The 25,528-nt window shown below is 71.6% G+C and carries 23 protein-coding genes and 1 riboswitch; of the genes, 19 read left to right on the forward strand and 4 right to left on the reverse strand.

The features are described from left to right. Positions 1-110 precede the first annotated feature (110 nt). The gene (locus tag OG534_RS26665; protein WP_326591282.1) at positions 111-1,355 is read left to right on the forward strand and encodes a L,D-transpeptidase; all 1,245 of its coding nucleotides are present in this window, start codon (positions 111-113) and stop codon (positions 1,353-1,355) included. 69 nt (positions 1,356-1,424) lie between these two features. On the opposite strand, the gene OG534_RS26670 is transcribed toward OG534_RS26665, so the two are convergent. Continuing rightward, the gene (locus OG534_RS26670; RefSeq protein WP_326591283.1) at positions 1,425-1,829 is read right to left on the reverse strand and encodes a hypothetical protein; all 405 of its coding nucleotides are present in this window, start codon (positions 1,827-1,829) and stop codon (positions 1,425-1,427) included. Positions 1,830-2,028: 199 nt separating this feature from the next. Between OG534_RS26670 and ctaE the strand changes: the two genes are divergently transcribed. The 7 genes from ctaE to OG534_RS26705 all read left to right on the forward strand — a co-directional run bounded on the left by ctaE (position 2,029) and on the right by OG534_RS26705 (position 9,879). Continuing rightward, positions 2,029-2,649, forward strand: a complete 621-nt coding sequence (gene ctaE, locus OG534_RS26675; protein ID WP_326591285.1) for an aa3-type cytochrome oxidase subunit III — start codon at positions 2,029-2,031, stop codon at positions 2,647-2,649. Between the two features lie 76 nt (positions 2,650-2,725). Then, entirely contained in the window at positions 2,726-3,535 is an 810-nt protein-coding gene (gene qcrC / locus OG534_RS26680) for a cytochrome bc1 complex diheme cytochrome c subunit (RefSeq protein WP_326591287.1), read from the forward strand. Beyond that, entirely contained in the window at positions 3,532-4,590 is a 1,059-nt protein-coding gene (gene qcrA / locus OG534_RS26685) for a cytochrome bc1 complex Rieske iron-sulfur subunit (protein ID WP_326591289.1), read from the forward strand. The genes qcrC and qcrA overlap by 4 nt, the downstream gene beginning before the upstream one ends. Continuing rightward, positions 4,587-6,212 (forward strand): cytochrome bc1 complex cytochrome b subunit, encoded by a 1,626-nt coding sequence (gene qcrB / locus OG534_RS26690; protein WP_326591291.1) that lies wholly within the window; start codon positions 4,587-4,589, stop codon positions 6,210-6,212. The genes qcrA and qcrB overlap by 4 nt, the downstream gene beginning before the upstream one ends. Positions 6,213-6,389: 177 nt before the next feature. Continuing rightward, the gene (trpD, locus tag OG534_RS26695) at positions 6,390-7,454 is read left to right on the forward strand and encodes an anthranilate phosphoribosyltransferase (RefSeq protein WP_326591292.1); all 1,065 of its coding nucleotides are present in this window, start codon (positions 6,390-6,392) and stop codon (positions 7,452-7,454) included. Between the two features lie 97 nt (positions 7,455-7,551). After that, positions 7,552-7,668: riboswitch (SAM riboswitch) on the forward strand. Positions 7,669-7,892: 224 nt separating this feature from the next. Beyond that, positions 7,893-9,284 (forward strand): aminotransferase class V-fold PLP-dependent enzyme, encoded by a 1,392-nt coding sequence (locus OG534_RS26700; protein ID WP_326591294.1) that lies wholly within the window; start codon positions 7,893-7,895, stop codon positions 9,282-9,284. Between the two features lie 13 nt (positions 9,285-9,297). Further along, positions 9,298-9,879 carry a ferredoxin gene (locus OG534_RS26705; RefSeq protein WP_326591295.1) on the forward strand — a complete coding sequence of 194 codons (582 nt, stop codon included), beginning with the start codon at positions 9,298-9,300 and terminating at the stop codon, positions 9,877-9,879. A 766-nt stretch (positions 9,880-10,645) separates the two neighbouring features. On the opposite strand, the gene OG534_RS26710 is transcribed toward OG534_RS26705, so the two are convergent. After that, positions 10,646-10,927 carry an Lrp/AsnC family transcriptional regulator gene (locus OG534_RS26710; protein ID WP_008738815.1) on the reverse strand — a complete coding sequence of 94 codons (282 nt, stop codon included), beginning with the start codon at positions 10,925-10,927 and terminating at the stop codon, positions 10,646-10,648. Next, positions 10,924-11,649 (reverse strand): rhomboid family intramembrane serine protease, encoded by a 726-nt coding sequence (locus OG534_RS26715; protein WP_326591297.1) that lies wholly within the window; start codon positions 11,647-11,649, stop codon positions 10,924-10,926. Before OG534_RS26715 ends, OG534_RS26710 begins: the two co-directional genes overlap by 4 nt. Positions 11,650-11,785: 136 nt before the next feature. Between OG534_RS26715 and OG534_RS26720 the strand changes: the two genes are divergently transcribed. From OG534_RS26720 to OG534_RS26750, 7 genes are all read left to right on the forward strand, one after another. Then, complete coding sequence (locus OG534_RS26720; protein ID WP_008738811.1) at positions 11,786-12,025, forward strand: hypothetical protein; 240 nt, start codon at positions 11,786-11,788, stop codon at positions 12,023-12,025. Between the two features lie 40 nt (positions 12,026-12,065). Next, positions 12,066-13,430: an NYN domain-containing protein gene (locus OG534_RS26725; RefSeq protein ID WP_326593868.1), complete on the forward strand. Its 1,365-nt coding sequence runs from the start codon at positions 12,066-12,068 to the stop codon at positions 13,428-13,430. A gap of 252 nt (positions 13,431-13,682) precedes the next feature. Further along, entirely contained in the window at positions 13,683-14,708 is a 1,026-nt protein-coding gene (locus OG534_RS26730) for a C40 family peptidase (RefSeq protein ID WP_326591300.1), read from the forward strand. Positions 14,709-14,954: 246 nt separating this feature from the next. Beyond that, a complete protein-coding gene (locus tag OG534_RS26735; RefSeq protein WP_326591301.1) occupies positions 14,955-16,016 on the forward strand; it encodes a C40 family peptidase in 1,062 nt (353 codons plus the stop codon). 30 nt (positions 16,017-16,046) lie between these two features. Next, positions 16,047-17,183 (forward strand): hypothetical protein, encoded by a 1,137-nt coding sequence (locus tag OG534_RS26740; RefSeq protein WP_326591302.1) that lies wholly within the window; start codon positions 16,047-16,049, stop codon positions 17,181-17,183. Between the two features lie 20 nt (positions 17,184-17,203). After that, positions 17,204-18,346 carry a glycosyltransferase family 4 protein gene (locus tag OG534_RS26745; RefSeq protein WP_326591303.1) on the forward strand — a complete coding sequence of 381 codons (1,143 nt, stop codon included), beginning with the start codon at positions 17,204-17,206 and terminating at the stop codon, positions 18,344-18,346. A 302-nt stretch (positions 18,347-18,648) separates the two neighbouring features. Then, a complete protein-coding gene (locus tag OG534_RS26750) occupies positions 18,649-20,265 on the forward strand; it encodes a GMC oxidoreductase (RefSeq protein WP_326591305.1) in 1,617 nt (538 codons plus the stop codon). Between the two features lie 9 nt (positions 20,266-20,274). On the opposite strand, the gene OG534_RS26755 is transcribed toward OG534_RS26750, so the two are convergent. Next, entirely contained in the window at positions 20,275-22,074 is a 1,800-nt protein-coding gene (locus OG534_RS26755) for an AMP-dependent synthetase/ligase (RefSeq protein ID WP_326591306.1), read from the reverse strand. A gap of 242 nt (positions 22,075-22,316) precedes the next feature. Between OG534_RS26755 and OG534_RS26760 the strand changes: the two genes are divergently transcribed. The 4 genes from OG534_RS26760 (at position 22,317) to OG534_RS26775 (ending at position 25,514) form a co-directional block, all read left to right on the forward strand. Continuing rightward, positions 22,317-23,132 carry a metallophosphoesterase family protein gene (locus tag OG534_RS26760; RefSeq protein ID WP_326591308.1) on the forward strand — a complete coding sequence of 272 codons (816 nt, stop codon included), beginning with the start codon at positions 22,317-22,319 and terminating at the stop codon, positions 23,130-23,132. 162 nt (positions 23,133-23,294) lie between these two features. Beyond that, on the forward strand, positions 23,295-23,735 hold the full coding sequence (locus tag OG534_RS26765) for an SRPBCC family protein (protein WP_326591310.1): 441 nt from the start codon (positions 23,295-23,297) through the stop codon (positions 23,733-23,735). Between the two features lie 98 nt (positions 23,736-23,833). Continuing rightward, positions 23,834-24,973 (forward strand): ArsA family ATPase, encoded by a 1,140-nt coding sequence (locus OG534_RS26770; RefSeq protein WP_326591312.1) that lies wholly within the window; start codon positions 23,834-23,836, stop codon positions 24,971-24,973. 76 nt (positions 24,974-25,049) lie between these two features. Further along, a complete protein-coding gene (locus tag OG534_RS26775) occupies positions 25,050-25,514 on the forward strand; it encodes a DUF5304 domain-containing protein (protein ID WP_326591313.1) in 465 nt (154 codons plus the stop codon). The last annotated feature ends 14 nt before the right edge of the window (positions 25,515-25,528 follow it).

The following is a 25,528-nucleotide window of genomic DNA, read 5'->3' on the forward strand; positions in this document are numbered from 1 at the left end:
GCCCGGCCGCGCGGTACCCGGGGCCCGGACACCTCTTCGGAGGAGTCCGGGCCCCTCGTTTGCAGTCATCCCGCGCGCCGTAATTGTCATACTTTCATAGCGTTGGATCCATGAAGCACTCACCGCGTCTTTGGACGGTACTCAGCTGCTCCCTGCTGGTCGCGTCCCTCGGGGCCGGCGCCACCGCATGCGGGTCCGGCGACAACCCGCTGTCCGCCCGCCCGTACGACGCGGGCGATCAGGTCGCCTTCAACCGGACCTCCGGCAGCCGCCCCGTGGACCCCGAACGGCCCCTCGAAATCACCGCCAAGGCCGGCGGCGGCAGGATCACCGACGTGACGGCCGTGGACACCCACGGGCGCCGCCTGGCGGGCGAGCTGAGTGCCAAGGGCGACCGCTGGCACAACACAGTCCCGATGGCGGCAGGCGTCCGCTACACGGTCACCGTGAGCACCGAGGACGAGCGGGGCGCCCCGGGGCAGCGCACGCTGACCTTCGACACCACCCCGTCCAAGGGGGTCCTCAAGGTCGAATTCGGCCCGGAGGAGGGCAAGTACGGCGTCGGACAGCCCCTCACCGCCGACCTCAACGAGCCGGTCAAGGACAAGGCCGCCCGCGCGGTCGTGGAACGGGGCCTGATCGTCGACGCCCCGCCCGGCGTCGAGGGCGCCTGGCACTGGGTGGACGACAAGAGGATCCACTACCGGCCCAAGGACTACTGGCCCGCCAACACCGAGGTCTCCGTGCGGAGCAACCTCGAAGGGATCAAGATCACCGACGAGCTCCACGGGTCCGTCTCCAAGCCGGTGAAGCTGGAGATCGGCGACCGCGTCGAGGTCACCACCGACGCCTCCTCGCACTGGCTCACGTTCCGGCGCAACGGAGAAGTGATCAATTCCATCCCGGTCACCACCGGCAAGCCCGGCTTCTCCACCCGCAACGGCATCAAGGTGGTGCTCGGGAAGCAGTACTACGTACAGATGCGCGGTGACACCGTCGGCATCGGCGGCAGCGAGTACTACAACCTGCCCGTCTACTGGGCCACCCGTGTCACCTGGAGTGGTGAATACGTCCACGCCGCGCCGTGGTCCATCGGCTCGCACGGCTACGCCAACGTCAGCCACGGCTGCACGGGCATGAGCACCGGCAACGCCGCCTGGTTCTACGAGAACATCACCGAGGGCGACATCGTTCAGGTGATCAACAGCATCGGCGACGACATGGACATCTTCGGCAACGGCTTCGGCGACTGGAACATGGACTGGAAGGACTGGCGCGAGGGCAGCGCCCTGCTCAAGGGCACCAAGGAAGGCCGCAGTCCGATGGACCAGGCCCGCCTGCGGCCCACGGTCTGACGCGAGGACCCCGCGGGGGCGAGGACCCCGCGGGGCCTACGGCGATCCACAGGCCCCGCGGGCGCTCCGTCAGGCGGCCGAGGAGGACAGCCTGGTGCGCAGCAGACCCGCCAGGGCGTCCGCGAACTCGACCGGATCCACCGGAAGGGTCAGGGCGGCGTCCGCGCGGCTCCACGTGGCCAGCCAGGCGTCCTGGGGGCGCCCCATCAGCAGCAGCACCGGCGGACACCGGAAGATCTCGTCCTTGATCTGCCGGCACACACCCATGCCCCCGGCCGGAACCGCCTCGCCGTCCAGCACGCACACGTCGATGCCGCCCGCGTCCAGCGCCGTCAGCACCGCAGGAAGCGTCGCGCACTCCAGGAACTCCACCGGCGGCAGATCCGCGGCCGGCCTGCGCCCTGCCGCCAGCCGCACCTGCTCCCGGGTGCCCGCGTCGTCGCTGTAGACCAGAACCCGCGCAGTCGCCCGCATTTCGTTCCTCCACGTGTCCCGTGAATCACGTTGATGTTGCGCGGGATGCTACTCCTCCCGATGCGCTGTCAACATCGGTTCCGACACCCTCGCGCGAGACGCTCATTGGCTCATCTGATGGGCCGTTCGGGCCTTGCACACGCCCCTGACACTCCGAACGGCACCCCCCGGGGTGAGGGCGGGATAAGCGACCGACATAATGTCGGTCGTGGCGACAGCAACGACAGTAGATACCGGGCACGCGCACCCGACGGTCAACCGGCCGAACCTCGTCAGCGTCGGAACCATCATCTGGTTGAGTTCCGAGCTGATGTTCTTCGCGGCCCTCTTCGCGATGTACTTCACCCTGCGATCCGTGACAGGACCCGAGTACTGGACAGCCGAGGCCGAGGCCTTGAACCTGCCCTTCTCGGCGACGAACACGACGATCCTGGTGCTTTCCTCGCTCACCTGCCAGCTCGGCGTATTCGCAGCCGAGCGCGGTGACGTGAAGAAGCTCCGGACGTGGTTCATCATCACGTTCGTCATGGGTGCGATCTTCATTGGCGGCCAGGTGTTCGAGTACACCGAGCTGGTCAAGCACGAGGGCATGAGCCTCTCGTCCGGTCCGTACGGCTCGGTCTTCTACCTGACCACCGGCTTCCACGGTCTGCACGTGACGGGCGGCCTCATCGCCTTCCTGCTGGTCCTCGGCCGGACGTACGCGGCCAAGAGGTTCACCCACGAACAGGCCACGTCGGCCATCGTCGTGTCCTACTACTGGCACTTCGTCGATGTCGTCTGGATCGGCCTCTTCGCCACGATCTACCTGATCAAGTAGCGAACACGTCACCGGGCAAGACCCGGCACTCCATCCAGACACACCGACGCAGAAGATCCTGACACCGGGGTAATCCGTGAAAAAGCTCTCCGCACGACGACGCCATCCGCTGGCGGCGGTCGTCGTTCTACTCCTCGCGCTGGCGGCCACTGGGGGGCTGTACGCCGCCTTTGCTCCCGCGGGCAAGGCGCAGGCCGATGAAACCGCCCAGTCCCTCGCCATCGAGGAGGGCAAGAAGCTCTACGCCGTGGGTTGCGCAAGCTGCCACGGAACCGGCGGTCAGGGTTCCTCTGACGGCCCGAGCCTGGTCGGCGTCGGCTCCGCGGCCGTCGACTTCCAGGTGAGCACGGGCCGCATGCCCGCCCAGCAGCCCGGCGCCCAGGTGCCGAAGAAGCCCGCCATCTACACCCAGGCGCAGATCGACCAGCTGGCCGCCTACATCGCGTCCCTCGGCGCCGGCCCGATCACGCCGACCGAGAAGCAGTACGACCCGGCGGGTGCCGACATCGCCAACGGTGGTGAGCTGTTCCGCAACAACTGCGCGCAGTGCCACAACTTCACCGGCGAGGGCGGCGCACTGACGAACGGCAAGTACGCCCCCAACCTTGAGGACGTCTCGCCGAAGCACATCTACGAGGCCATGCAGACCGGCCCGCAGAACATGCCCTCCTTCCCCGACAGCACCATGCCGGAGAAGCAGAAGAAGGACATCATCGCGTACCTGGAGAACGTGAACGGCGAGAAGTCGACCAGCCCCGGTGGCCTGAAGCTCGGTGGCCTCGGCCCCGTCTCCGAGGGTCTGTTCGGCTGGATCTTCGCCCTGGGTGCGTTGATCGCTGTCGCCGTCTGGGTCGCGGCCCACACCGCTAAGGCCAAGAAGTCATGAGTAGCCAAGAGATTCCCGAAGAGAAGCACCTGCCGAGCGAGCAGGGCGACGACCACCACGGTGGCGTAGCAGTGGCGGACGACCCGTTCGCCGACCCGGGCCTGCCGGTCCACAAGCCCCGCATCCAGGACATCGACGAGCGGGCGGCGAAGCGCTCCGAGCGCACCGTCGCGATGCTGTTCACGATCTCGATGCTGGCCACGATCGGCTTCATCGCGTCCTACGTGATCTTCCCGGTCGACAAGATCGTGTACATCTTCCCGCTCGGGAAGATCAGCGCGCTCAACTTCTCGCTGGGCATGACCCTGGGCACGGCGCTCTTCTGCATCGGCGCGGGTGCGGTCCACTGGGCCCGCACCCTGATGTCCGACGTCGAGGTCGCCGCGGACCGCCACGAGATCGCCGCTCCGCCGGAGGTCAAGGCGCAGGTCCTGCAGGACTTCGCCGACGGTGCGAACGAGTCCGGCATCGCCCGCCGCCCGCTGATCCGCAACACGATGCTGGGCGCGCTGGCCATGCTGCCGCTCTCCGCCGTCGTGATCATGCGCGACCTGGGCCCGCTGCCCGAGAAGAAGCTGCGCACGACCCTGTGGGCCAAGGGCAAGCTGCTCATCAACCAGAACACGATGGAGCCGCTGCGTCCCGAGGACGTCCTCGTCGGTTCGCTGACCTTCGCCATGCCGGAAGGCCTGGACGAGCACCAGCACGACTTCCAGGTCCAGATCGCCAAGGCCGCCCTGATGATCGTCCGCATTCAGCCGGACGACATCAAGGACAAGCAGGAGCTGGAGTGGTCCCACGACGGGATCGTCGCCTACTCCAAGATCTGCACCCACGTCGGTTGCCCGATCAGCCTGTACGAGCAGCAGACGCACCACGTGCTCTGCCCGTGCCACCAGTCCACCTTCGACCTCTCCGACGGCGCCCGAGTCATCTTCGGCCCGGCCGGTCACGCGCTTCCGCAGCTGCGGATCGGCGTGAATGACGAAGGCTTCCTCGAAGCGCTCGGCGACTTCGAAGAGCCCGTCGGTCCTGCCTTCTGGGAGCGCGGATGAGCACCCCCGACAACAACAAGCGCAAGGCGCCGGCCGGCGAGCGCGTAGCGGACTGGGCGGACGGCCGCCTGGGCATCTACGGGCTGGCCAAGGCCAACATGCGCAAGATCTTCCCGGACCACTGGTCCTTCATGCTGGGTGAGATCTGCCTCTACAGCTTCATCATCATCATCCTCACGGGTGTGTACCTGACGCTGTTCTTCCACCCGAGCATGAACGAGGTGGAGTACCACGGCTCGTACGTGCCGATGCAGGGCGTCCTGATGTCCGAGGCCTTCGCCTCGACCCTGGACATCAGCTTCGACGTCCGCGGTGGCCTGCTGATCCGTCAGATCCACCACTGGGCCGCGCTGATCTTCGTCGCGGCGATGATCGTGCACATGATGCGCGTCTTCTTCACCGGCGCGTTCCGCAAGCCGCGTGAGGTCAACTGGATCTTCGGCTTCCTGCTGCTGGTCCTCGGCATGTTCACCGGCTTCACCGGTTACTCGCTGCCGGACGACCTGCTCTCGGGTACCGGTGTCCGCTTCATGCAGGGCGCCATCCTGTCCGTCCCGGTCGTCGGCACGTACCTGTCGATGTTCCTGTTCGGCGGAGAGTTCCCCGGCGGCGACTTCGTCGCGCGGTTCTACTCGGTGCACATCCTGCTGCTGCCCGGCATCATGATGGGCCTGCTCGTGGCCCACCTGATCCTGGTCTTCTACCACAAGCACACCCAGTTCGCGGGTCCCGGCAAGACGAACAACAACGTCGTCGGCATGCCGCTGCTGCCGGTCTACATGGCCAAGGCCGGAGGCTTCTTCTTCCTGGTCTTCGGTGTCATCTCGGCCGTCGCCGCGATCGCCACGATCAACCCGATCTGGGCGCTCGGCCCGTACCGCCCGGACCACGTGTCCACCGGTGCGCAGCCCGACTGGTACATGGGCATGCCGGAAGGCCTGATCCGTGCCATGCCCGGCTGGGAGATCAACCTGTGGGGCCACACGCTCGTCCTGGGCGTGTTCATCCCGCTGCTGCTCTTCCCGCTGGTGCTGGGTGCGATCGCCGTCTGGCCCTTCATCGAGTCCTGGGTCACCGGGGACAAGCGCGAGCACCACATCCTGGACCGCCCGCGCAACGTCCCGACCCGTACGGCCTTCGGTGTCGCCTGGCTCGCGGAGTACGTCGTGCTCCTGATCGGCGGTGGAAACGACCTGTTCGCGCAGTACTTCCACCTCTCGATCAACGCGATCACCTGGTTCGTCCGGATCGGCTTCTTCGTCGTCCCGGTCCTCGCCTTCATCGTCACCAAGCGGATCTGCCTCGGCCTCCAGCGCCGGGACCACGACAAGGTGCTGCACGGTCGCGAGACCGGCATCATCAAGCGTCTGCCGCACGGTGAGTTCGTCGAGGTTCACGAGCCGCTCCCGCAGGGCCGCCTGCACGTCCTCACCGCGCACGAGCAGTACAAGCCGATCGAGATCGGCCCGACGGTCGACGAGAACGGTGTCGAGCGCAAGGTGAAGGCGATGGAGAAGCTGCGCGCGAAGCTCAGCAAGGGCTTCTACGCTGAGAACAACCAGATTCCGAAGCCCACGGTGGAGGAGTACAAGGAGATCCAGGCCGGCCACGGCCACCACTGATCCCCTGCACCACTGCATGAGGGACTGATTTCGGTCAGTCCTGGTGTCGCCACGGCGAGAGCCCCGTCCAGTGTCTGGACGGGGCTCTTTGCCGTCTCCGGGGCTGGATAGGCTGAAGCCCTTCCCATTCGACGTGGGCGGCGGTACGGGGGCGGCCCACTAGCACAGGAGCGGACCATGAACGTTGTGACCCCGGCAGGCGGCGACAGCGTGGCGGCCCGTGGCTGGCCGGGCCTTCTCGACGCCCTGCTGACCGGCCAGGACCTGAGCGCCGACGACACCGCCTGGGCCATGGACCGGATCATGCGCGGGGAGGCCACCGACGCCCAGATCGCCGGCTTCACGGTCGCGCTGCGGGCCAAGGGGGAGACGGTCGCGGAGATCAACGGCCTCGTGCGGGCCATGTACGCGCACGCCAACCTGATCGAGGTGCCGGGCCGGACGGTGGACATCGTCGGCACCGGCGGCGACGGGGCCAAGACGGTGAACATCTCGACGATGTCGGCGGTTGTGGTGGCCGGTACCGGCGCCAAGGTGGTCAAGCACGGGAACCGGGCCGCGTCCTCCGCGAGCGGGTCCTCGGACGTCCTGGAGAAGCTCGGCGTCAACCTCGACCTCAGCACGGCGCGGGTGGTCGAGGTCGCCGAGGAGGCCGGCATCACCTTCTGCTTCGCCGTGAAGTTCCACCCGGCGCTGCGGCACGTGGCGGGGGCGCGCAGGGAACTGGGCATCCGCACCACGTTCAACATCCTCGGCCCGCTGACCAACCCGGCCCGGGTACGGGCCCAGGCGACGGGCGTCGCCGACCCCCGGATGGCCCCGATCGTGGCGGGCGTGCTCGCCGAGCGCGGCTCGTCCGCGCTGGTCTTCCGCGGGGACGACGGCCTGGACGAACTGACCACGACGTCGACCTCGCGCGTCTGGTGGGTGCGCGACGGCAAGGTCGTGGAGCAGGGCTTCGACCCGCGCGACGTCGGCATCGGCCTGGTCGACGTCTCGGCCCTGGCCGGCGGGGACCCCTCGTACAACGCGGACGTGGCCCGCCGCCTGCTGGCGGGCGAGACGGGCCCGGTCCGCGACGCGGTGCTGCTGAACTCGGCGGCGGCCCTGGTGGCCCTGGACCCCGGTACGGGCACCCTGGAGGAGCAGCTCGCGGCCGGCATCACCCGTGCGGCGGAGTCGGTCGACTCGGGTGCGGCGCGGGCGGCCCTGGAGCGGTGGGTGGCCGCCAGCAACGCCTGATCCCGGTCGACCGGTCGATCGTTTCGAGCCAAGGCCCCGTTCCGCCATGCGGACCGGGGTCTTGTGCTCGGGGGATCTTGTGGCAGGATGCTGACCAGGTCACGAGTGACAGCGTTTAGGCCCCGGCTTGCTGTCCGGCAACCCTCCTTCCGTGGCGGGGTGCCCCGGGTGATGACCAGGTCGTAGGCAGCAAGGCCTACGGCAAGCGCGGATCCCTCGAAACCAGGGGTCCTGGTCTTCTCGAGGAGCTTTTTTCCGTGAGCAAGCGAATGCGATAGGGCGACTCCGCCCCACCTTCACCCCTCGGATCAGGGTCACTTCCGCGTACCCGCGTGCAGACCGGTCCGAGGGACCTCCCGTACCCCGGACGGCCGCCGAGCCGTACCCGCGTACGGGCACACCGAAGCCATTCAGCCCTGCCTGCCGGGAGATACCGCCATGTCCGCATCCCTGAACGCCGCCGTAGCCACCGCCACCACCGCCACCGCCTGTGACCCCGGCTGTGCCGAGCCGCTGCCGGTCCTCGGCCGGGACGTCACCGTCCCGCTCGTCACCGGGGGCGAGGTCACCTACGCGGCCCTCGACTACGCCGCCAGCGCCCCCGCCCTGCAGCGGGTCTGGGACGACGTGGCCGCCTACGCCCCGTACTACGGCAGCGTCCACCGCGGCGCCGGCTACCTCTCGCAGCTCTCCACCGACCTCTTCGAGCAGAGCCGGGCCACCGTCGCCGAGTTCCTCGACTGCCGCCCCTCCGACCAGGTGGTCTTCACCCGGTCCACCACCGACTCCCTGAACCTGCTCGCCGCCGTGCTCCCCGCCGACTGCCAGGTCTTCGTCTTCGAGACCGAGCACCACGCCTCGCTGCTGCCGTGGACGAACGCGCAGGTCACCTACCTCAACGCCCCGCGCACCCCGGACGAGGCCGTCGCCACCCTGGAGCGGGCACTGGCCGGCCGCGAGCCCTACGGCCCGGCACTCGTGTGCGTCACGGGCGCGTCCAACGTCACCGGTGAGCTGTGGCCGGTGAAGGAGCTCGCGGCCGCCGCGCACGCCCACGGCGCGCGGATCGTCCTGGACGCCGCCCAACTCGCCCCGCACCACGCCGTCTCCGTGCAGGACCTGGACGTGGACTGGGTCGCCTTCTCCGGGCACAAGCTCTACGCGCCGTTCGGCTCGGGCGTGCTCGCCGGCCGCGCGGACTGGCTGCAGGAGGCGCAGCCCTACCTGGCCGGCGGCGGGGCCTCCCGCACGGTGGCCCGGCGCGAGGACGGCGGCGTGGACGTCGAGTGGCACACCACGGCCGCCCGCCACGAGGCCGGCTCCCCGAACGTCATCGGCGTCTACTCCATCGCCTCGGCCTGCAAGGCCCTGACCGAGGCGGGCTTCGAGAACCTGGTCGCCCGGGAGCGCCACCTCATCGCGAAGGTCCGCGAGGGCCTCGCGGAGGTCCCGGCCGTCCGTGTCCTCTCCCTGTTCGGGGACGACGCGCCGCGGGTCGGCGTCATCTCCTTCGTGGTGGACGGCTGGAACAGCTCCCACTTCGCGGCGGCCCTGTCCGCGGAGTACGGGATCGGCGTCCGCGACGGCCTGTTCTGCGCCCACCCGCTGGTCCGCACCCTGCTGGGCAGCGAGCCGCAGGCCCAGGGCGAATGCGGTGCGCCGGAGGCGGCCCCCGGGGAGCGCTCGCTGAACGCGATCCGCGTCAGCTTCGGCGCCGGCACCCCGGACGAGCACGTGGAGCGGTTCGTGCGGGCGGTGAAGGAACTCGTCGCGGACGGCGCCAAGTGGCAGTACCGCACGGAGGAGGGCCGCTGCGTTCCCGCCGTCTGACAGGCTGGGGATCATGACGTACTGGGATCCGATACCGACCGTCCGCGCCTGCGTGGAGGGTGAGCCGCTCCCCGGCCTGGCCGAGTGGGTGCCCGCGTACGGCGACGCATGGAGCCGCTGGCCCGACACGTGGCAGGAGCGCAACTGGCGCAACGTGCCGGGGCCGTTCTACGGGGCGACGACCGACACCTGCTGGGTGGGCCGGGATGTCGCACCCGACCACATCCTCTACGACGACGACTGCGGCCAGGAGTTCGTCTACCGTCAGCCGCGCACGCCCGAGGAGACGCACCGGGTCATGGCCGCGGCCTGGCAGGACCCGATGGGGGGCTTCCAGTGCGACGGGGACGCTCTCTGGACGCCGGAGCTCGTCCGCGACTGGTGGCGCGACCGGGGCCGGGTGCGGGAGTGGGCCGTGGCCCTGGACCAGAGCTGGTCGGTGTCGGAGCGGGCGGGCGAGCGCGAGGCGGCGGGCGGCGCGCGAGCGTACGCCGCGTACATCGAGGACGGCCTGGCCGAGTACCTGCGCGGGTACGTCTTCTGGCTGACGGAGGCCCGCCCGGCGGCCCCGGACGAGACCCTGCCGAGCCTCTGACTGGGCTGGGACGGGTCCCCTGCGGGCGGCTCGGCGCTGTCTCCTCGGCTCACGCCGTGCCGGGCGCTGCCCGGACCCGCGCCTCAATCGCCGGCGGGGCTGAGTGGTGCGGGTTGCCCTGCGGGGTGCTCAGCGGTGTACGGCTGGCCTAGTCCGGGGGTGGGTCGGGGCCCCGCACGAGGATCTCCTCGGCTCGCGCGGTTCCCCTGCGGGGCTTTGGCGGTGTGTGGGGGTGGGTCGGTGCCCCGCACGAGGATCTCCTCGGCTCGCGCACTTGGCAGTGGCTGCGCCCCTGCGGCCTGGGTTGCGCGCTCGTCCTGCGGGGACCCTCCTGCGTGTCCCCGCCCCACCGGCCGGCTTCGGCAGTGCGGGGGAGTTCCTTCGCGTGGCTGGGGCGGAGGGGAGTGGGGACGTGCCGGGGTGTCCCCGCAGGACGAGCGCGCAACCCAGGCCGATGGCCGGGACATGCCCGCAGGCGCGAGCCGAGGAGACACCCCGGCACGGCCCCACGGACCGACCTGCGCCGACAGGCCCGCACCATCCAGCCCCGCCGGCGTTTGAGGCGCGGGTCCGGGCAGCACCCGGAAGCTCAGCGCAGGCAAATTCAGCCTCGCCGGCGTTTGAGGCGCGGGTCCGGGCGGAGCCCGGCACGGCGTGAGCCGAGGAGACAGCGCCGAGCCGGGCGCAGGGCAAGCCGTGCCGGGGCCGCGCGGCCGAAGGGCAGGGGCGCGGAGCCCGAGCCGTACCGCAAGCCGCGCCGGAGGCGTTACGCGTCGAGGCCGATCGCGAACGCCGCTTCCAGGTCGTGCTGGGAGTACGTGCGGAACGCCACGTGGGTGTCCGTCGCCTCGACGCCCGGGATCTTGCTGATGCGGCCCGGGATGATGTCGGCCAGGTTCTCGTGGCGGGCCACGCGGACCAGTGCGATCAGGTCGTACGTCCCCGTGACGGAGTAGACCTCGCTGACGCTGTCCAGCGCGGCGATGGACTCGGCGATCTCGGGGATGCGGTCCACGCTGGTCTTGATGAGCACGATCGCGGTGATCACGGCTGACTGTCTCCCTCGGTGGCCGTCGCTGGTCGCTCCACTCTAGTCGTACGCCGGTACCGGCCCCACGCGTAGAGGAAGCCGAGCGAGAAGCCCACCAGGTGGGCCAGATAGGCGACCCCCGGCCCGCTCTCCGCCCGGTGCGCCGCCACCCATTGGAGGGCGAACCAGAACAACAGCACGAGCCACGCCGGGAAGCGCAGCGGCAGGAAGAAGAGGAACGGGAACAGGCTCGTCACCCTCGCCCGCGGGAGGAGGTAGAGGAAGGCGCCCAGGACGGCCGAGATCGCGCCGGACGCCCCCACCAGGGTCTGCGCGGAATGCGCGTTGGCCGCCGCGTACGCCGCCAGCGCCAGGTACCCCGTGCAGAGGTAGAAGACGAGGAACGCCGGGCGGCCCATCCGCTCCTCCGCCATCGCGCCGAAGACGTACAGGAAGAGCATGTTCCCGAGCAGGTGCAGCCAGCTGCCGTGGACGAAGAGCGCGGTCAGCGGGGTCAGCCAGGCGCGCGGGGTGCCCGTGAAGAGCTCGTCCGGGACCACGCCCCAGCGCCGGAAGTACGCCGTCCCGGCGCTCAGCAGCTCGTCGCCGCCCGTCCCGTAGACCGGGTTGAGGCCCGACGCCGGGCCGAGCACGAACACCACGCCGCAGCCCGCGATCAGCGCATGGGTGACCACCGGTCCCCGGGCTGCCTCGCGTACGGCCCGCCACCTTACGATCATGTGACAGAGCATGACGCAACGGAACCCACCTGAAGCGGTGGCAGGCCGTAGGGTTACGAGCTGCGGTCCGCCTGCCGACGCATCCGGCCGCGCGGACGGCTTTAATTGAATCAGCTACGAAGGAGAGAGCGGCCTGATGACGGTTCCCCTGCCGACCGACACCACCCGGTGGCGCTGCACCCTGTGCGGCAACCTCACGCGCTTCGACGTCACCCGTTCGTCGAAGGTCGTGGAATACGTCCACCTGGACCTCGCCGGGGAGCCCAAGGTCGAGGAGCGCGAGGTGGTCAATGAGACCATCGAGTCGGTCCGCTGCCGGTGGTGCAACGCGGTGGACCAGATCGAACTCGTGGACAGGCCGGGCGCGGACTCCTGACGGAGCCGCACCCACAGGAAGATCACGGTAGGGGTGACGGATTGTGGAGCCAGCAAGCGGCGCTGAGCCGGCCGACGCGGCCGGCGACGCCGCCGAGGCACTCGACCGCCCGCTGCCGGAAGGCGTGCGGCGCCGGGTCGTCGCACTCGTATCGGACGCCTTCGGCGGTCTGACGGTCGCGGACCTCCCGGCGCAGTTGCGCCAGTACGCCCGTTTCACCCCCACCCGGCGCGCCAAGTTCGCGGGCAACGCGATGGCCGCGGCGGTCGAGACCGACGGCGTGTTCCGCAGCCGGGTCGCCGAGAAGCTGCGTGAGGCGCAGGCGGACCTGGCCGGGGCGCTGGAGGCCGGCGCGCCGCCGGCCGCCGCGGATCCGCTGGACGTGGCCGCCGCCGCGTTCGTGCTGCGGCCGGCCGGCTGGGTCAAGCTGGTGGCCGCTGCGGGCGAGGAGGCGCAGCGCGCCGACGCCGAGCGGGTCGGCGAGGAGACCCGGCGCGAGCTGGAGCGCCTGCGCGAGGAGCTGGCCCACGTACGGGAACTGCACCGCACGGGCGGCGAGCAGGTGCGGGCCGAGCTGGAAACGGCCCGCAAGGAAGCCGAATCGCTTCAGCGCAAGCTGCGCAGCGCGCTGAGCGACGTCAAGCGCGGCGAGGCGGCCCTGCGCAAGGTGAACGCCGAGATCGACGGGATCCGCGGCGACGCGGCCACGCGGGTGGCCAGCGCCGAGAGCGAGACCCGGCGGCTCAAGTCGCGCCTCGCGGAGGTGGAGACGGCGCTGGAGACCTCGCGCCGGGCCACCCGCGAGGGGCGCAGCATTGAGGACATGCGGCTGCGGCTGCTGCTGGACACCGTGCTGGACGCCGCCCAGGGGCTGCGCCGCGAGCTGGCCCTGCCGCCCGTCTCGACGCGGCCGGCCGACACCGTGGAGGCGGTGGAGCCGGGCCGGATGACACCGAAGGACATCGCGGCGCGCGCCCTGTCGGAGACCGATCCGGCGCTGCTGGACCAGCTGTTGGCGCTGCCTCAGGCGCATCTGGTGGTCGACGGCTACAACGTGACGAAGACCGGCTATCCGACGATGCCGCTGGAGAAGCAGCGGCTGCGGCTGCTGGGCGGGCTGTCGATGCTGGCCGCGCAGACGGGCGCGGAGATGACCTGTGTCTTCGACGGGGCGGAGCTGGCGGCCCCGGTGCTGCTCGCGCCGCCGCGCGGGGTGCGGGTGCTGTTCTCCAAGGCCGGGGTGACGGCGGACGAGCTGATCCGCCAGCTGGTGCGTGCGGAGCCCCCCGGCCGGCCCGTGGTCGTGGTCTCCACGGACCGGGAGGTCGCCGACGGGGTGGCCAAGGCGGGGGCGAGGCCCGTGACGTCCGCTTTGTTGCTGAAGCGGCTTTCGCGCGTTTCGTAACTCCTCGCCCGAATGCCGGAATTGGTAGGGGTCGTAGGGAACGTACCGTCAAGTGCCCTGCACAGAGCGTGCGCTGTAGGTAAAGAACCTGGTCGAACGCCGAGTTTTTGCCCGACAGGATTTGAACTGATCACAGCTGGGTCACTAGGGTCTGCTCAAACCTTCGTGCGGTAGATCACTCATTCGGGGTGTCGGCGGAGGTGCTGCCGAGTTGCGTTCTTCGGCGGCTCGAGGAAGAAGGAGCTCGCCTTCGTGGCGTCCCACCGTCGACCCAAGCAGCCGACCCGCGCTCGTGTGACCGTGATCACCGCCGCCGCGGCCGCGGCCGTCGCGTTCTCCTCCCAGGGTGCCTCCGCCGCTCCGGCGAAGCCGAGCAAGGACGAGGTCAAGACCCAGGTCGACGCCCTCTACGAAGAGGCGGAGCAGGCCACCGAGAAGTTCAACGGGGCCAAGGAGCGCCAGGAGAAGCTCGAAAAGGAAATCGGGCAGATCCAGGACCAGGTCGCGCGCGGCCAGAGCGAGCTCAACGACATGCGCAACGCGCTCGGTTCGATGGCGAGCGCCCAGTACCGCACCGGCGGCATAGACCCCTCCCTCGCGCTCCTCCTCTCCGAGGACCCCGACGGCTACCTCGACAAGGCCTCCTCCCTGGAGCACTTGAGCGGCAAGCAGGTCGAGTCGGTCCAGCGGATCCAGACCAAGCAGCGGACCCTCGCGCAGCAGCGCCAGGAGGCCGCCGGCAAGCTCGCCGACCTCGACGCCACCCGCAAGGAGCTCGGCGAGAAGAAGAAGGCCTCGCAGGACAAGCTCGCCGAGGCCCGGGCCCTCCTCAACACCCTGACCGCGCAGGAGCGCGCGGCGCTCAAGGACGAGGAGACGCGCGCCAGCCGCGCCGACGGCCAGCGCGTCGACCTCGGCAACGTCAGCGCCTCGGGCCGCGCGGGCGCCGCCCTCGCCGCCGCCAAGACCAAGGTGGGCAGTGCGTACATTTCCGGCGAAGAGGGCCCCAACGCCTTCGACTGCTCGGGCCTGACCCAGTGGGCGTACAAGCAGGCCGGCGTCAGCATCAGCCGCGTCACCTACACCCAGGCCAACGATGGCACGCGCATCAGCAAGAGCCAGCTCCAGCCCGGTGACCTGGTCTTCTTCTACGGGGACCTGCACCACGTCGGCCTGTACGCGGGCAACAACATGACCCTGCACGCGTCCAACCCGCGCGGCGGCGTCAAGTACGAATCGCTGGACAACATGCCGTTCCAGTTCGGCGTCCGCATCTGATCCGCTCCGCCCCGTCGTCCAGGACGTGCCGTACGCCGCCCATCCGGGCGAATTCCGCGGCCCCGCCCTGACCGCACGCCCCGCCGGTGACCTGCGTCTCCTGCGGGGCGTCGTCGTGTGCGCCCTCCGGCGGTCGTTGGCCGGTGTGTGGTCGCGCCGCTACTGTCTGCCAGCGCGGAACCCCGGCACACGGCCGTCCACGGGGGGCGGACCCGGGCCCCGCACAGCGGAAGGGAGCGGTTTCACGTGGCGTCCCATCGCCGGCCCGGGCTCGGCAGCCTCGACCGGAACACGAAGGTCACCGTCCTCGCCGCCGCCGCCGCCGCGGCCACGGCCGCGGCCGCCATGACGGGCGCGCCCGCGAGCGCGGCCCCCGGCCTGCCGTACGAGCCCGGTGGCGCGGCGAGAACCGGCATCAGCGCCCAGGTCGACCGGCTCTTCGAGGAGGCCGAACAGGCCACCGAGCGCTTCAACGAGGCCGGCGAGAAGGCCGACCGGCTCCGCGTCGAGGTCGACCGGGCCCAGGACGCGGTGGCCCGCGGCCAGGAGCGCATCAACACCATGCGGGGCGTCCTCGGCACCTTCGCCGGGGCCCAGTACCGCAGCGGCGGCATCGATCCCGCCGTCGGCCTGATGCTGGCCGAGGACCCCGACGCGTACCTGGAACAGGCGGCCGCCCTGGACCGGCTGACCGGCCGCCAGGCCCGGCAGCTCGACGAACTCCGCGAGGAGCAGCGCCGGCTCGGCCAGGAGCGTCAGGAGGCCTCCCGCAAACTCGCCGAACTCGACGCCCTGCGCTCCGACGTGGCCCGGCACAAGCGCTCCGTCACCGCGAAGCTCGCGGCCGCCCGGCGGCTGCTCAACGCGATGCCGTCGCAGGAGCGGGCCGACTTCGAGCGCTCCTCGCGCTCCGGCGACCGGCCCGACGCGCTGCCCGAGCTGTCCTCCCTCGGCCCCGGGTCGGGCCGCGCCGCGACCGCCGTGATGGCGGCCCGGGCCGCCGTCGGCCGCCCGTACGTGTGGGGCTCCACCGGCCCCTCCGGCTTCGACTGCTCCGGGCTGATGGTCTGGTCGTACCGGCAGGCGGGCGTCTCGCTGCCGCGCACCTCGCAGGCCCAGCGGCACGCCGGCCGCCAGGTCCCGCTCTCGCAGGCGCGCCCCGGAGACCTGGTGACGTACCGGTCGGACGCCAGCCACGTCGGCATGTACGTCGGCAACGGCCAGGTGGTGCACGCCCCGTACCCGGGGGCCAGGGTCCGCTACGACCCCGTCGGGATGATGCCGGTGTCCTCGGTGACCCGCCCCTGACCCCACAGGGCACGCGCGTACGATCGGCGGATGCCCCCGGCCCGCTCCGTCCGTCCCGTCCTCCCCGTTGTTCCTGTCCTGTGGCTCCTGCTGTGCCTGCTGCTGACCGGGTGCGGCGGGCCGGCCGCACCCCGGGACACCGGCGAGCAGGACGTCCGGCGGGCCGTGGCCGCGTGGTCGAGGGTGCCCCCGCAGCGGCTGGCCGACATCCCGCTGGAGGACTGGTCGTACGAGGTCGGCTCGGTCCGGCGGGACGGCGCGCGGGCCACCGTCAGGGCCGAACTGCGCTACCGGCTGGCCGGCTACGACAGCTCCCCGGGCGGCTCGGCGCGCGAACTCACCCTCGCCGAGGCGGACGGGCAGTGGCGGGTCACCGCCGACCGGCCCGCACCCGGCACCCTGCCCCAGCTCTGGGACCAGGGGCCGGTGACAGTGGTCGAGGGCGCGCACTCCCTGGTGCTGGGCGGTGAAGGGCAGCCGCCCGCGACGCTCTCCGGGATCGCCGCCGAGGCCGACCGGGCCGTCCCCGCGGTGAGCGCCGCCTGGCCGAAGCCCTGGGCGGGGCGGGTGGTGGTCCTCGTCCCCGGATCCCTGGAGCGGATGGCCGAACTGCTCGGCCGGCCCGCCGCCGACTACCGGGGCATGGGCGCCGTCACCACGGGCCAGGTGGGCGCCGGACCGGCCCCGGCCGATCGCGTGGTGGTCAACCCGGAGGCGTACCCGCAGCTGACGGAACGGGGCCGCGGGGTCATCCTGACCCACGAGGCCACCCATGTGGCCACGCGCGCCGCGACCACCGCCACGACCCCGCTGTGGCTCTCCGAGGGCTTCGCGGACTGGGCTGCGTACCGCGGCGGCGACAGCACCCCGGCCCAGGCCGCACCGGCGCTGGCCCGGGCCGTGCGGCGGGGCGAGCTGCCGGCCGGACTTCCCGCGAACGAGGCCTTCGCCTTCGGCGGCGACCCGGAGGCGCTGGCCCGCGCGTACGAGGGCGCGTGGCTGGCCTGCCGGCTCATCGCGCGGACATGGGGGGACGCGGGGCTGGTCCGGCTGTACGAGGCGGCGGGCCGCGACCCGCTGCCCGTCGCACTGGGCCAGGCCCTCGGCACCGACGTCCCCACGCTCACCCGGGCCTGGCAGGAGTCCCTGCGCGCCGACCTGGGCTGAACGGGTACTGTCGACGGGCCATGCACAAGACGCTGATCGTGACCAACGACTTCCCGCCGCGACCGGGCGGCATCCAGGCCTTCCTGCACAACATGGCACTGAGGCTGGATCCCGACCGGATCGTCGTCTACGCCTCCACGTGGAAGCGCGGTGAGGAGGGCCGCGAGGCCACCGCCGCCTTCGACGCGGAGCAGCCGTTCCAGGTGGTCCGCGACCGTACGACGATGCTGCTGCCGACCCCGCGCGTGACGCGGCGGGCGGTCGGACTGCTGCGCGAACACGGCTGTGAGTCCGTGTGGTTCGGGGCGGCGGCCCCGCTCGGCCTGATGGGCCCGGCGCTGCGGCGGGCGGGTGCGCGGCGGATCGTGGCGACCACCCACGGGCACGAGGCGGGCTGGGCCCAGCTGCCGGCCGCGCGGCAGCTGCTGCGGCGGATCGGCGAGGGCACGGACACGCTGACCTACCTGGGGGAGTACACCCGCTCGCGGATCGCCTCGGCGCTGACGGAGCGGGCGGCGGCCCGGATGGTCCAACTCCCGCCGGGCGTGGACGAGAAGACCTTCCACCCGGAGTCGGGGGGTGCGGAGGTCCGCGCCCGGCTCGGGCTGACGGACCGGCCGGTCGTCGTCTGCGTCTCCCGGCTGGTGCCGCGCAAGGGGCAGGACACGCTGATCCGGGCGATGCCGCGGATCCGGGCGGCCGTGCCGGACGCGGTGCTGCTGATCGTGGGCGGCGGGCCCTACGAGGCGGACCTGCGGGCGCTGGCCGTCTCGACGGGGGTCGCGGACGCGGTGGTCTTCACGGGGGCCGTCCCGTGGGCGGAACTCCCCGCCCACTACGGCGCGGGGGACGTCTTCGCGATGCCGTGCCGGACCCGGCGGGGCGGGCTGGACGTGGAGGGGCTCGGCATCGTCTACCTGGAGGCCTCGGCCACGGGCCTGCCGGTGATCGCGGGCGACTCGGGCGGGGCGCCGGACGCGGTGCTGGACGGTGAGACGGGCTGGGTCGTGCGGGGCGGCTCCGCCGAGGACGCGGCGGACCGGATCGTCGCCCTGCTGCGGGACCCGGCCCTGCGGGCGCGCATGGGTGAACGCGGGCGCGCGTGGGTCGAGGAGAAGTGGCGCTGGGACCTGCTGGCGGACCACCTGCGCGAGCTGCTCTAGCCGCTGGGCGCGCCGCCGCTGCCGGGGGCCCTGCCCCCGGACCCCCGCGCCTCAAACGCCGGCGAGGCTGAAAGATCGCCTCAAACGCCGGCGGGGCTGAAATTGCCCGGACGGCAATCCGGCTTGCCTGGCAGACGGCAGCGGCCAATCCAGCCCCGCCGGCGTTTGAGGCGCGGGGTCTGGGGCAGCGCCCCATCAGCGGAGCCGACGCCGGCGGACTGCTCCGCCACGCCTGACTGTCTCTCAGATGCCTGTCAAGACGGCGTCTGGCCGGAAGGCTGGATTCCGCCCATGATGCGGCCATGACACCCAATCTGACGCGCCGTCACCTCCTGGGGCTCGGCGCACTCTCGACCGCCTCCGCGCTCGGCTTCACCCGGATCGGGGCGGCCTCCGCCGCCGCCGTGGAGCCCGCCGCCGCCTCGTACGCGCCCGCGATCGTCGTCGGCTCCGGCTACGGTTCCGCCGTCGCCGCCCTGCGCCTGGGGCAGGCGGGCGTGCGTACCGTCGTCCTCGAAATGGGCCGGCTCTGGGACACCCCCGGGCCCGACGGAAAGGTCTTCCCCTCCACCTCCGCGCCCGACCACCGTTCCATGTGGTTCCGCACCCGCACCGAGGCCCCGCTCGCCCAGTTCCTCTGGCTCGACGTCGTCAACCGCAACATCAGCCCGTACCCCGGTGTCCTCGACCGCGTGAACTACGGCGGCATGTCCGTGTACGTCGGCCGGGGGGTCGGGGGAGGGTCGCTCGTCAACGGCGGCATGGCTCCGACGCCCCGGCGCTCGTACTTCTCCGAGGTACTGCCCCAGGTCGACGCCGACGAGATGTACGGCACCTACTACCCCCGCGCCCGCGCCATGCTCGGCGTCAACGAGATCGACCCGGCCTGGTTCGAGTCCACCGAGTGGTACCGCTTCGCCCGGATCTCCCGCAAGCACGCCCACCACACCGGCCTGAAGACCGTCTTCGTCCCCAACGTCTACGACTTCGGGTACATGAAGCGCGAGGCGGCCGGCACCGCCCCCCGGTCGGCGCTGGCCGGCGAGGTCATCTACGGCAACAACCACGGGAAGAAGAGCGTCGACAAGACCTACCTCGCCGCGGCCCTCGGTACCGGCAACGTCACCATCGAGACCATGCAGCGCGTGGTCGGCGTACGGCCCGACCCGGCCGGGGGGTACGTCCTGACGGTGCGGACCAGCGACCTGACCGGGCGGGTCACCCAGGTCCGCGAACTCGGCTGCCGGCAGCTGTTCCTGGGGGCGGGGAGCCTGGGGACCACCGAGATCCTGCTGCGGGCCCGCGAGACCGGGGCGCTGCCCGCGCTCAGCGACCGGGTCGGGCTCGGCTGGGGCCCCAACGGCAACGTGATGACCGCCCGTGCCAACCACCTGTGGGACACGGTCGGCGCCCACCAGGCCACCATGCCCGCGATGGGCATCGACGACTGGGACAACGCCTCGAACCCGGTCTTCGCCGAGATCGCCCCGCTGCCCATGGGCCTGGAGCACTGGATCTCGATGTACCTGGCCATCACGAAGAACCCGGAGCGCGGGCACTTCACCTACGACGCGGCCACCGACTCGGCCCGCCTCAACTGGCGCCGGGACCAGAACACGCCCTCGGTCAACGCGGCGAAGAACCTCTTCGACCGCATCAACCGGCGGAACTTCACGATCTACCGGTACGACCTCTTCGGCGGCAACAGGGCCTTCGCCGACGACTTCACCTACCACCCGCTCGGCGGCTGCGTCCTCGGGGACGCCACCGACGCCTACGGGCGGGCGAAGGGGTACCAGGGGCTGTACGTGGTCGACGGCTCCCTGATCCCCGGATCGCTCGGCGTGAACCCCTTCGTGACCATCACCGCCCTCGCGGAGCGGAACATGGCCCGGATCCTCGCCGAGGACCCCCGCTAGAGCCCCGGACTAGCCGCGGTACAGCGCCTCGATCTCGTCCGCGAAGTCCTTCGCCACCACGTTGCGCTTGAGCTTCAGCGACGGCGTGATGTGACCCGACTCCTCCGTGAACTGGGAGGGCAGAATGCGGAATTTCCGCACCGATTCCGCCTTGGAAACCGCCGCGTTGCCGTCGTCGACGGCCTTCTGGACGGCGGCGATCAGCTCCGCGTCCTCGCGCAGCTCCGCCGCCGTCACACCGGCCGGCTTGCCGTTCTCCGCGGCCCACCGGCCGAGGAACTCCTCGTCGATGGTGACCAGCGCGGCCACGAACGGCCGGGCGTCGCCCACCACCATGCACTCCGCGACCAGCGCGTGCGCCCGGATCCGGTCCTCGATCACGGCCGGCGCGACGTTCTTGCCGCCCGCGGTGACGATGAGTTCCTTCTTGCGCCCGGTGATCGCGAGGTAGCCGTCCTCGTCGAGGGTGCCGACGTCGCCGGTGTGGAACCAGCCGTCGGTCAGCGCCTCGGCGGTCGCCGCCTCGTTCTTCCAGTACTCCTTGAAGATGTGCTCGCCGTGCAGCAGCACCTCGCCGTCGTCCGCGATGCGCACCACGGAGCCCGGCAGCGGCTGGCCGACCGTACCGATCTTGGTCTTGTCCCACGGGTTGAACGCCGTGGCCGCACAGGACTCCGTCAGGCCGTAGCCCTCCAGCACCGTGAAGCCGATGCCGCGGAAGAAGTGGCCGAGCCGCTCGCCCAGCGGGGCGCCGCCGGAGATCGCGTACTCGCCGCGTCCGCCGAGGACCGTGTGCAGCTTGCTGTAGACCAGCTTGGAGAAGAGCTTGTGCTTGAGCTTCAGGCCGAAGGACGGACCGCCCGGGGCGTCGAGCGCCCGGCTGTAGGCGATCGCCGTCTCGGCGGCGGCGTCGAAGATCTTGCCCTTGCCGTCGGCCTGGGCCTTGGCGCGCGCCGAGTTGTAGACCTTCTCGAAGACGCGCGGCACACCGAGGATCAGGGTGGGCCGGAAGGACTGGAGCTCGTCGGTCAGGTTCTGGATGTCCGGTACGCAGCCCAGGCGGATCGGCGCCAGCACGGCCGCCACCTCCACCAGGCGCCCGAAGACGTGCGCGGCCGGGAGGAAGAGCAGCACGGAGCACTCGCCGGTGCGGAAGAGCGGGCTGAGGCGCTCCACCACGTTGCCGCACTCGGCGAAGAAGTTGCGGTGGGTCAGCACGCAGCCCTTGGGGCGGCCGGTGGTGCCCGAGGTGTAGACGATCGTGGCCGGGTCGTCGGCGTTGGCGACCGTGCTGCGCTCCTCGACCTCGGCGTCGGTGATCTCCGCGCCGGCGGCCTTCAGCGCGTCCAGCGCCCCCTGCTCGATCTCCCAGACCTCGCGCAGCTCCGGCAGCCGGTCGCGCAGCGAGGCCACGGCCGCGCCGTGCGCGGCGCTCTCCACGACCACGGCGGTGGCGCCGGAGTCGCCGAGGATCCACTGGATCTGCTCGGGCGAGCTGGTCTCGTACACGGGGACGGTGACGCCGCCCGCGGTCCAGATCGCGAAGTCGATCAGCACCCACTCGTAGCGGGTGCGGGAGATCAGGGCGACCCGGTCGCCGGGGCGGACACCGGCCGCGATCAGACCCTTGGCCGTGGCGCGGACCTCTGCGAGGAACTCGGTCGCCGTCACGTCCTGCCACCGGCCGTCGGCGGCCTTGCGGCTCATGACGGCGGTGTCGGGATGCTGAGCGGCGTTGCGGCGGATGAGATCCGTCAGGTTCCCGTCCGACGGGACCTCGTACAGGGCCGGAAGGCTGAACTCGCGCAAGACTGCTGCTCCTCTGGGCGCCATCGCCACCATGTGGACCGACCGGACGTTACCCACCAGTAGTGGGTTCCCGATAGAGGGAACCGGCCAGATGTTCCGTGCGTCACATTCTGTACGCACGCACCTGGCCATAACGTGGCGACAGTAGTCGACCCCACCCGCGACCCGGAAGTAACCGCAGGTCCGGACACCTCTCCCACCCCCTCTACCAGGACCCGGCGGGCCCCCCTAGGGTTGGCCGCATGGCTGGCAGCATGCAGGGCGGGAAGCGCGGCACGAGCGGTTCTGGCCGCACACGGGTCCACGTCGTGAGCGACGTGCACGGCAACACCGAGGCCCTCGCCCGGGCGGGCGACGGCGCCGACGCCCTGATCTGCCTCGGTGACCTCGTCCTCTTCCTCGACTACGCCGACCACTCGCGCGGGATCTTCCCCGACCTGTTCGGCGTCGAGAACGCCCACCGGATCGTCGAGCTGCGCACCGCACGCCGCTTCGAGGAGGCCCACGCCCTCGGCCGGCAGCTGTGGGCCGGGCTGGACCGGGACCGGATGATCGAGGGCGCGGTGCGCCGCCAGTACGCCGAGATGTTCGCCGTCCTCCCCAACCCCACGTACGCCACCTACGGCAACGTCGACATCCCGGCACTGTGGCCGGAGTACGCCGACCGCGACGGCCTCACCGTGCTCGACGGGCAGCGGGTGGAGATCGGCGGCCGCGTCTTCGGCTTCGTCGGCGGCGGCCTGCCCTCGCCCATGAGGACCCCGTACGAGGTGGACGTGGAGGAGTACGCCGCCAAGGTCGAGGCGCTCGGCGAGGTGGACGTGCTGTGCTCGCACATCCCGCCGGAGGTGCCCGAGCTCTGCTACGACACGGTCGCGCGCCGGTTCGAACGCGGCAGCGAGGCCCTGCTGGCCGCCATCCGCCGCGCCCGCCCCCGGTACGCGCTCTTCGGGCACGTGCACCAGCCGCTGGCGCGCCGGATGCGGATCGGGAGCACGGAGTGCGTGAACGTCGGCCACTTCGCGGCGACCGGCCGCCCGTGGGTCCTGGAATGGTGAGAACCGGCCGCTTCGCGGCGGGTCCCACCGGGGTGCGGGAGGCGCTGGAGTGTCGGAGTCCGCACGCGCGGTAGCCTTCACGCGGCGGCCGGAGGCCGCACACATCCTCGAACTCCCCCAGCTTCTGCTGGGAGGTTCCCCCAACCCGGAGGAGCGACCGCGATGGCGGAACACACCAGCTCAAGCATCACGATCGAGGCCGCGCCCGGCGACGTGATGGCCGTGATCGCCGACTTCGCCCGTTACCCCGAGTGGACCGGCGAGGTGAAGGAGGCCGAGGTCCTGGCCACCGACGCCGACGGCCGCGCCGAGAAGGTCCGGCTGCTGCTCGACGCGGGCGCGATCAAGGACGACCACACCCTCGCCTACACGTGGAAGGGTACGGACGAGGTCAGCTGGACCCTGGACAAGTCCCAGATGCTGCGCCAGCTCGACGGCTCCTACCGGCTGACCCCGGTGGACGGCGGCAAGCGCACCGAGGTCACCTACCAGCTGACCGTGGACGTCAAGATCCCCATGCTCGGCATGATCAAGCGCAAGGCCGAGAAGGTCATCATCGACCGTGCGCTGGCGGGCCTGAAGAAGCGCGTCGAATCCGTCTGAGCCCCCGAGGGAACGGTGCGGCGCCGCTGCCGGGGCCCGCTCCGGACCCGGCTCCTCGCACGCCGGAGGGGCCCATCTGCGATCCGGAGCACCCGTACATGCACATCCTGCTGATCACCGGCCCCGGCGGGGCCGGGCGCACCACCGTGGCCGCGGCCACCGCACTCGCCGCGGCGCGCGACGGACGGCGGGTGCTGCTGGTGACCGGAGACGGTGACCCCCTCGTCCGGGAGGGCGAGCGGCTGCGGGTGGCCCGCGTCGACTCCGGCGAGGAGTTCCGCGACGAGCTCGTCGCCCTGCAGGAACGCGGATCCGCGCTGCTCGGGATGGTCGGGGCCCGGCCGCTCGGGGCCGAGGAGCTGACCGAGCTGCCCGGCGCCGAGCAGTTCGCGCTGCTGCGCGCCCTGCGGCGGGCCGCCGCCGCGCCCGCCACCGACCTCGTCGTCGTCGACATGCCCCCGCTCCACCAGACCGTGGCCACCCTCGGCCTCCCCGCCCAGCTGCGCCGCTACCTCGCCCGCCTGCTCCCCTCCGAGAGGCAGGCCGCCCGCGCCCTGCGGCCCGTCCTGGCCCAGCTGGCCGGCGTGCCCATGCCCGCGCAGTGGCTCTACGAGGCCGCCGCCCGCTGGGACGAGGAGCTCGCCGCCGTCCAGGCCGTCGTCGAGGCCGACACCACCGAGCTGCGCCTGGTCGCCGAGCCGGGCCCGGCCGCCGACGACGCCCTGCGCCCGGGACGCCTCGGGCTCGCCCTCCAGCAGCTGCCCGTCTCCGCCGTCGTCGCCAACCGGATGGTCCCGCAGGACTCCGCCGACCCCTGGCTCGCCGGGCTCGCCGCCCAGCAGGAGAAGTACGCCGCCGAGTGGGCCGGGGAGATCCCCGTGGTCCCGCTCGCCCACCTCGGCCGGGACCCGCGCGACCAGCAGGACCTGGACCTGCTCGCCGCCACGGACGGGCTCGTGCCCGCCGCGCCCGCGCCCCGCCGGGCCTGGCCCGTCGAGGACCGGCTCGCCGAGGACGGGGTGCTCGTCTGGGTGGTGCCGCTGCCCGGCGCGCAGAAGAGCGACCTCGACCTCATCCGCCGCGGCGACGAGCTGCTGCTCACGGCCGGTCCGTACCGCAGGATCGTTCCGCTCCCCGCGGCCCTGCGCCGCTGTACCGTCTCCGGCGCCGCCCTGGCGGACGGGCGGCTGCGCATCCGCTTCACGCCCGACCCGGGACTCTGGCCCCGCACGCGATGAACCGCGTACCCCCGTTCGGGTACCGTCGAAGGTAGCCCGTACCGCACGCACAGCAGCTGCCGCAGGAGAGTCCGCCATGAGCGAGGCCACCGACCGCCCCACCGACGACGACGCCTGGGCCAAGGCCTGCGCCGAGGACCTCGCCGCGGAGAAGGAGCGCCTGCGCGGACAGGGGCAGGCGGGCGCCGGATCCACCGGGACCCCCGCCGAAGAGCTGTTCAAGCTCTTCGAGGCCGTCGCCGACAAGGTCTCCGGGATGAACAACCCGCTGTTCGGCGCCGCCGCCCAAGGCGCGGTGCGCCAGATCGTGGATCAGGCCAAAACCGCCGCCAAGCCCGTCATCGAGCGCAACCCCGAGGTCTTCGACCACCTCGCGGCCGCGGGCTCCGAGCTGCTCGCCGCCTACCGCTCCGCCGTCGAGGGCCACGAGCGCCGCTGGACGCGGGGCGACACCCCCGGTCCCCGGGAGGCGTCCCACGACCACGACCCCCGCGACGACGGCCCCGATGCGGGCCCGACCGAGCGGATCGATCTCGACTGAACCTTCGGCACCCT

Source organism: Streptomyces sp. NBC_01294 (genome assembly GCF_035917235.1).
In the GTDB taxonomy this organism is placed as follows: Bacteria; Actinomycetota; Actinomycetes; order Streptomycetales; family Streptomycetaceae; genus Streptomyces; species Streptomyces caledonius.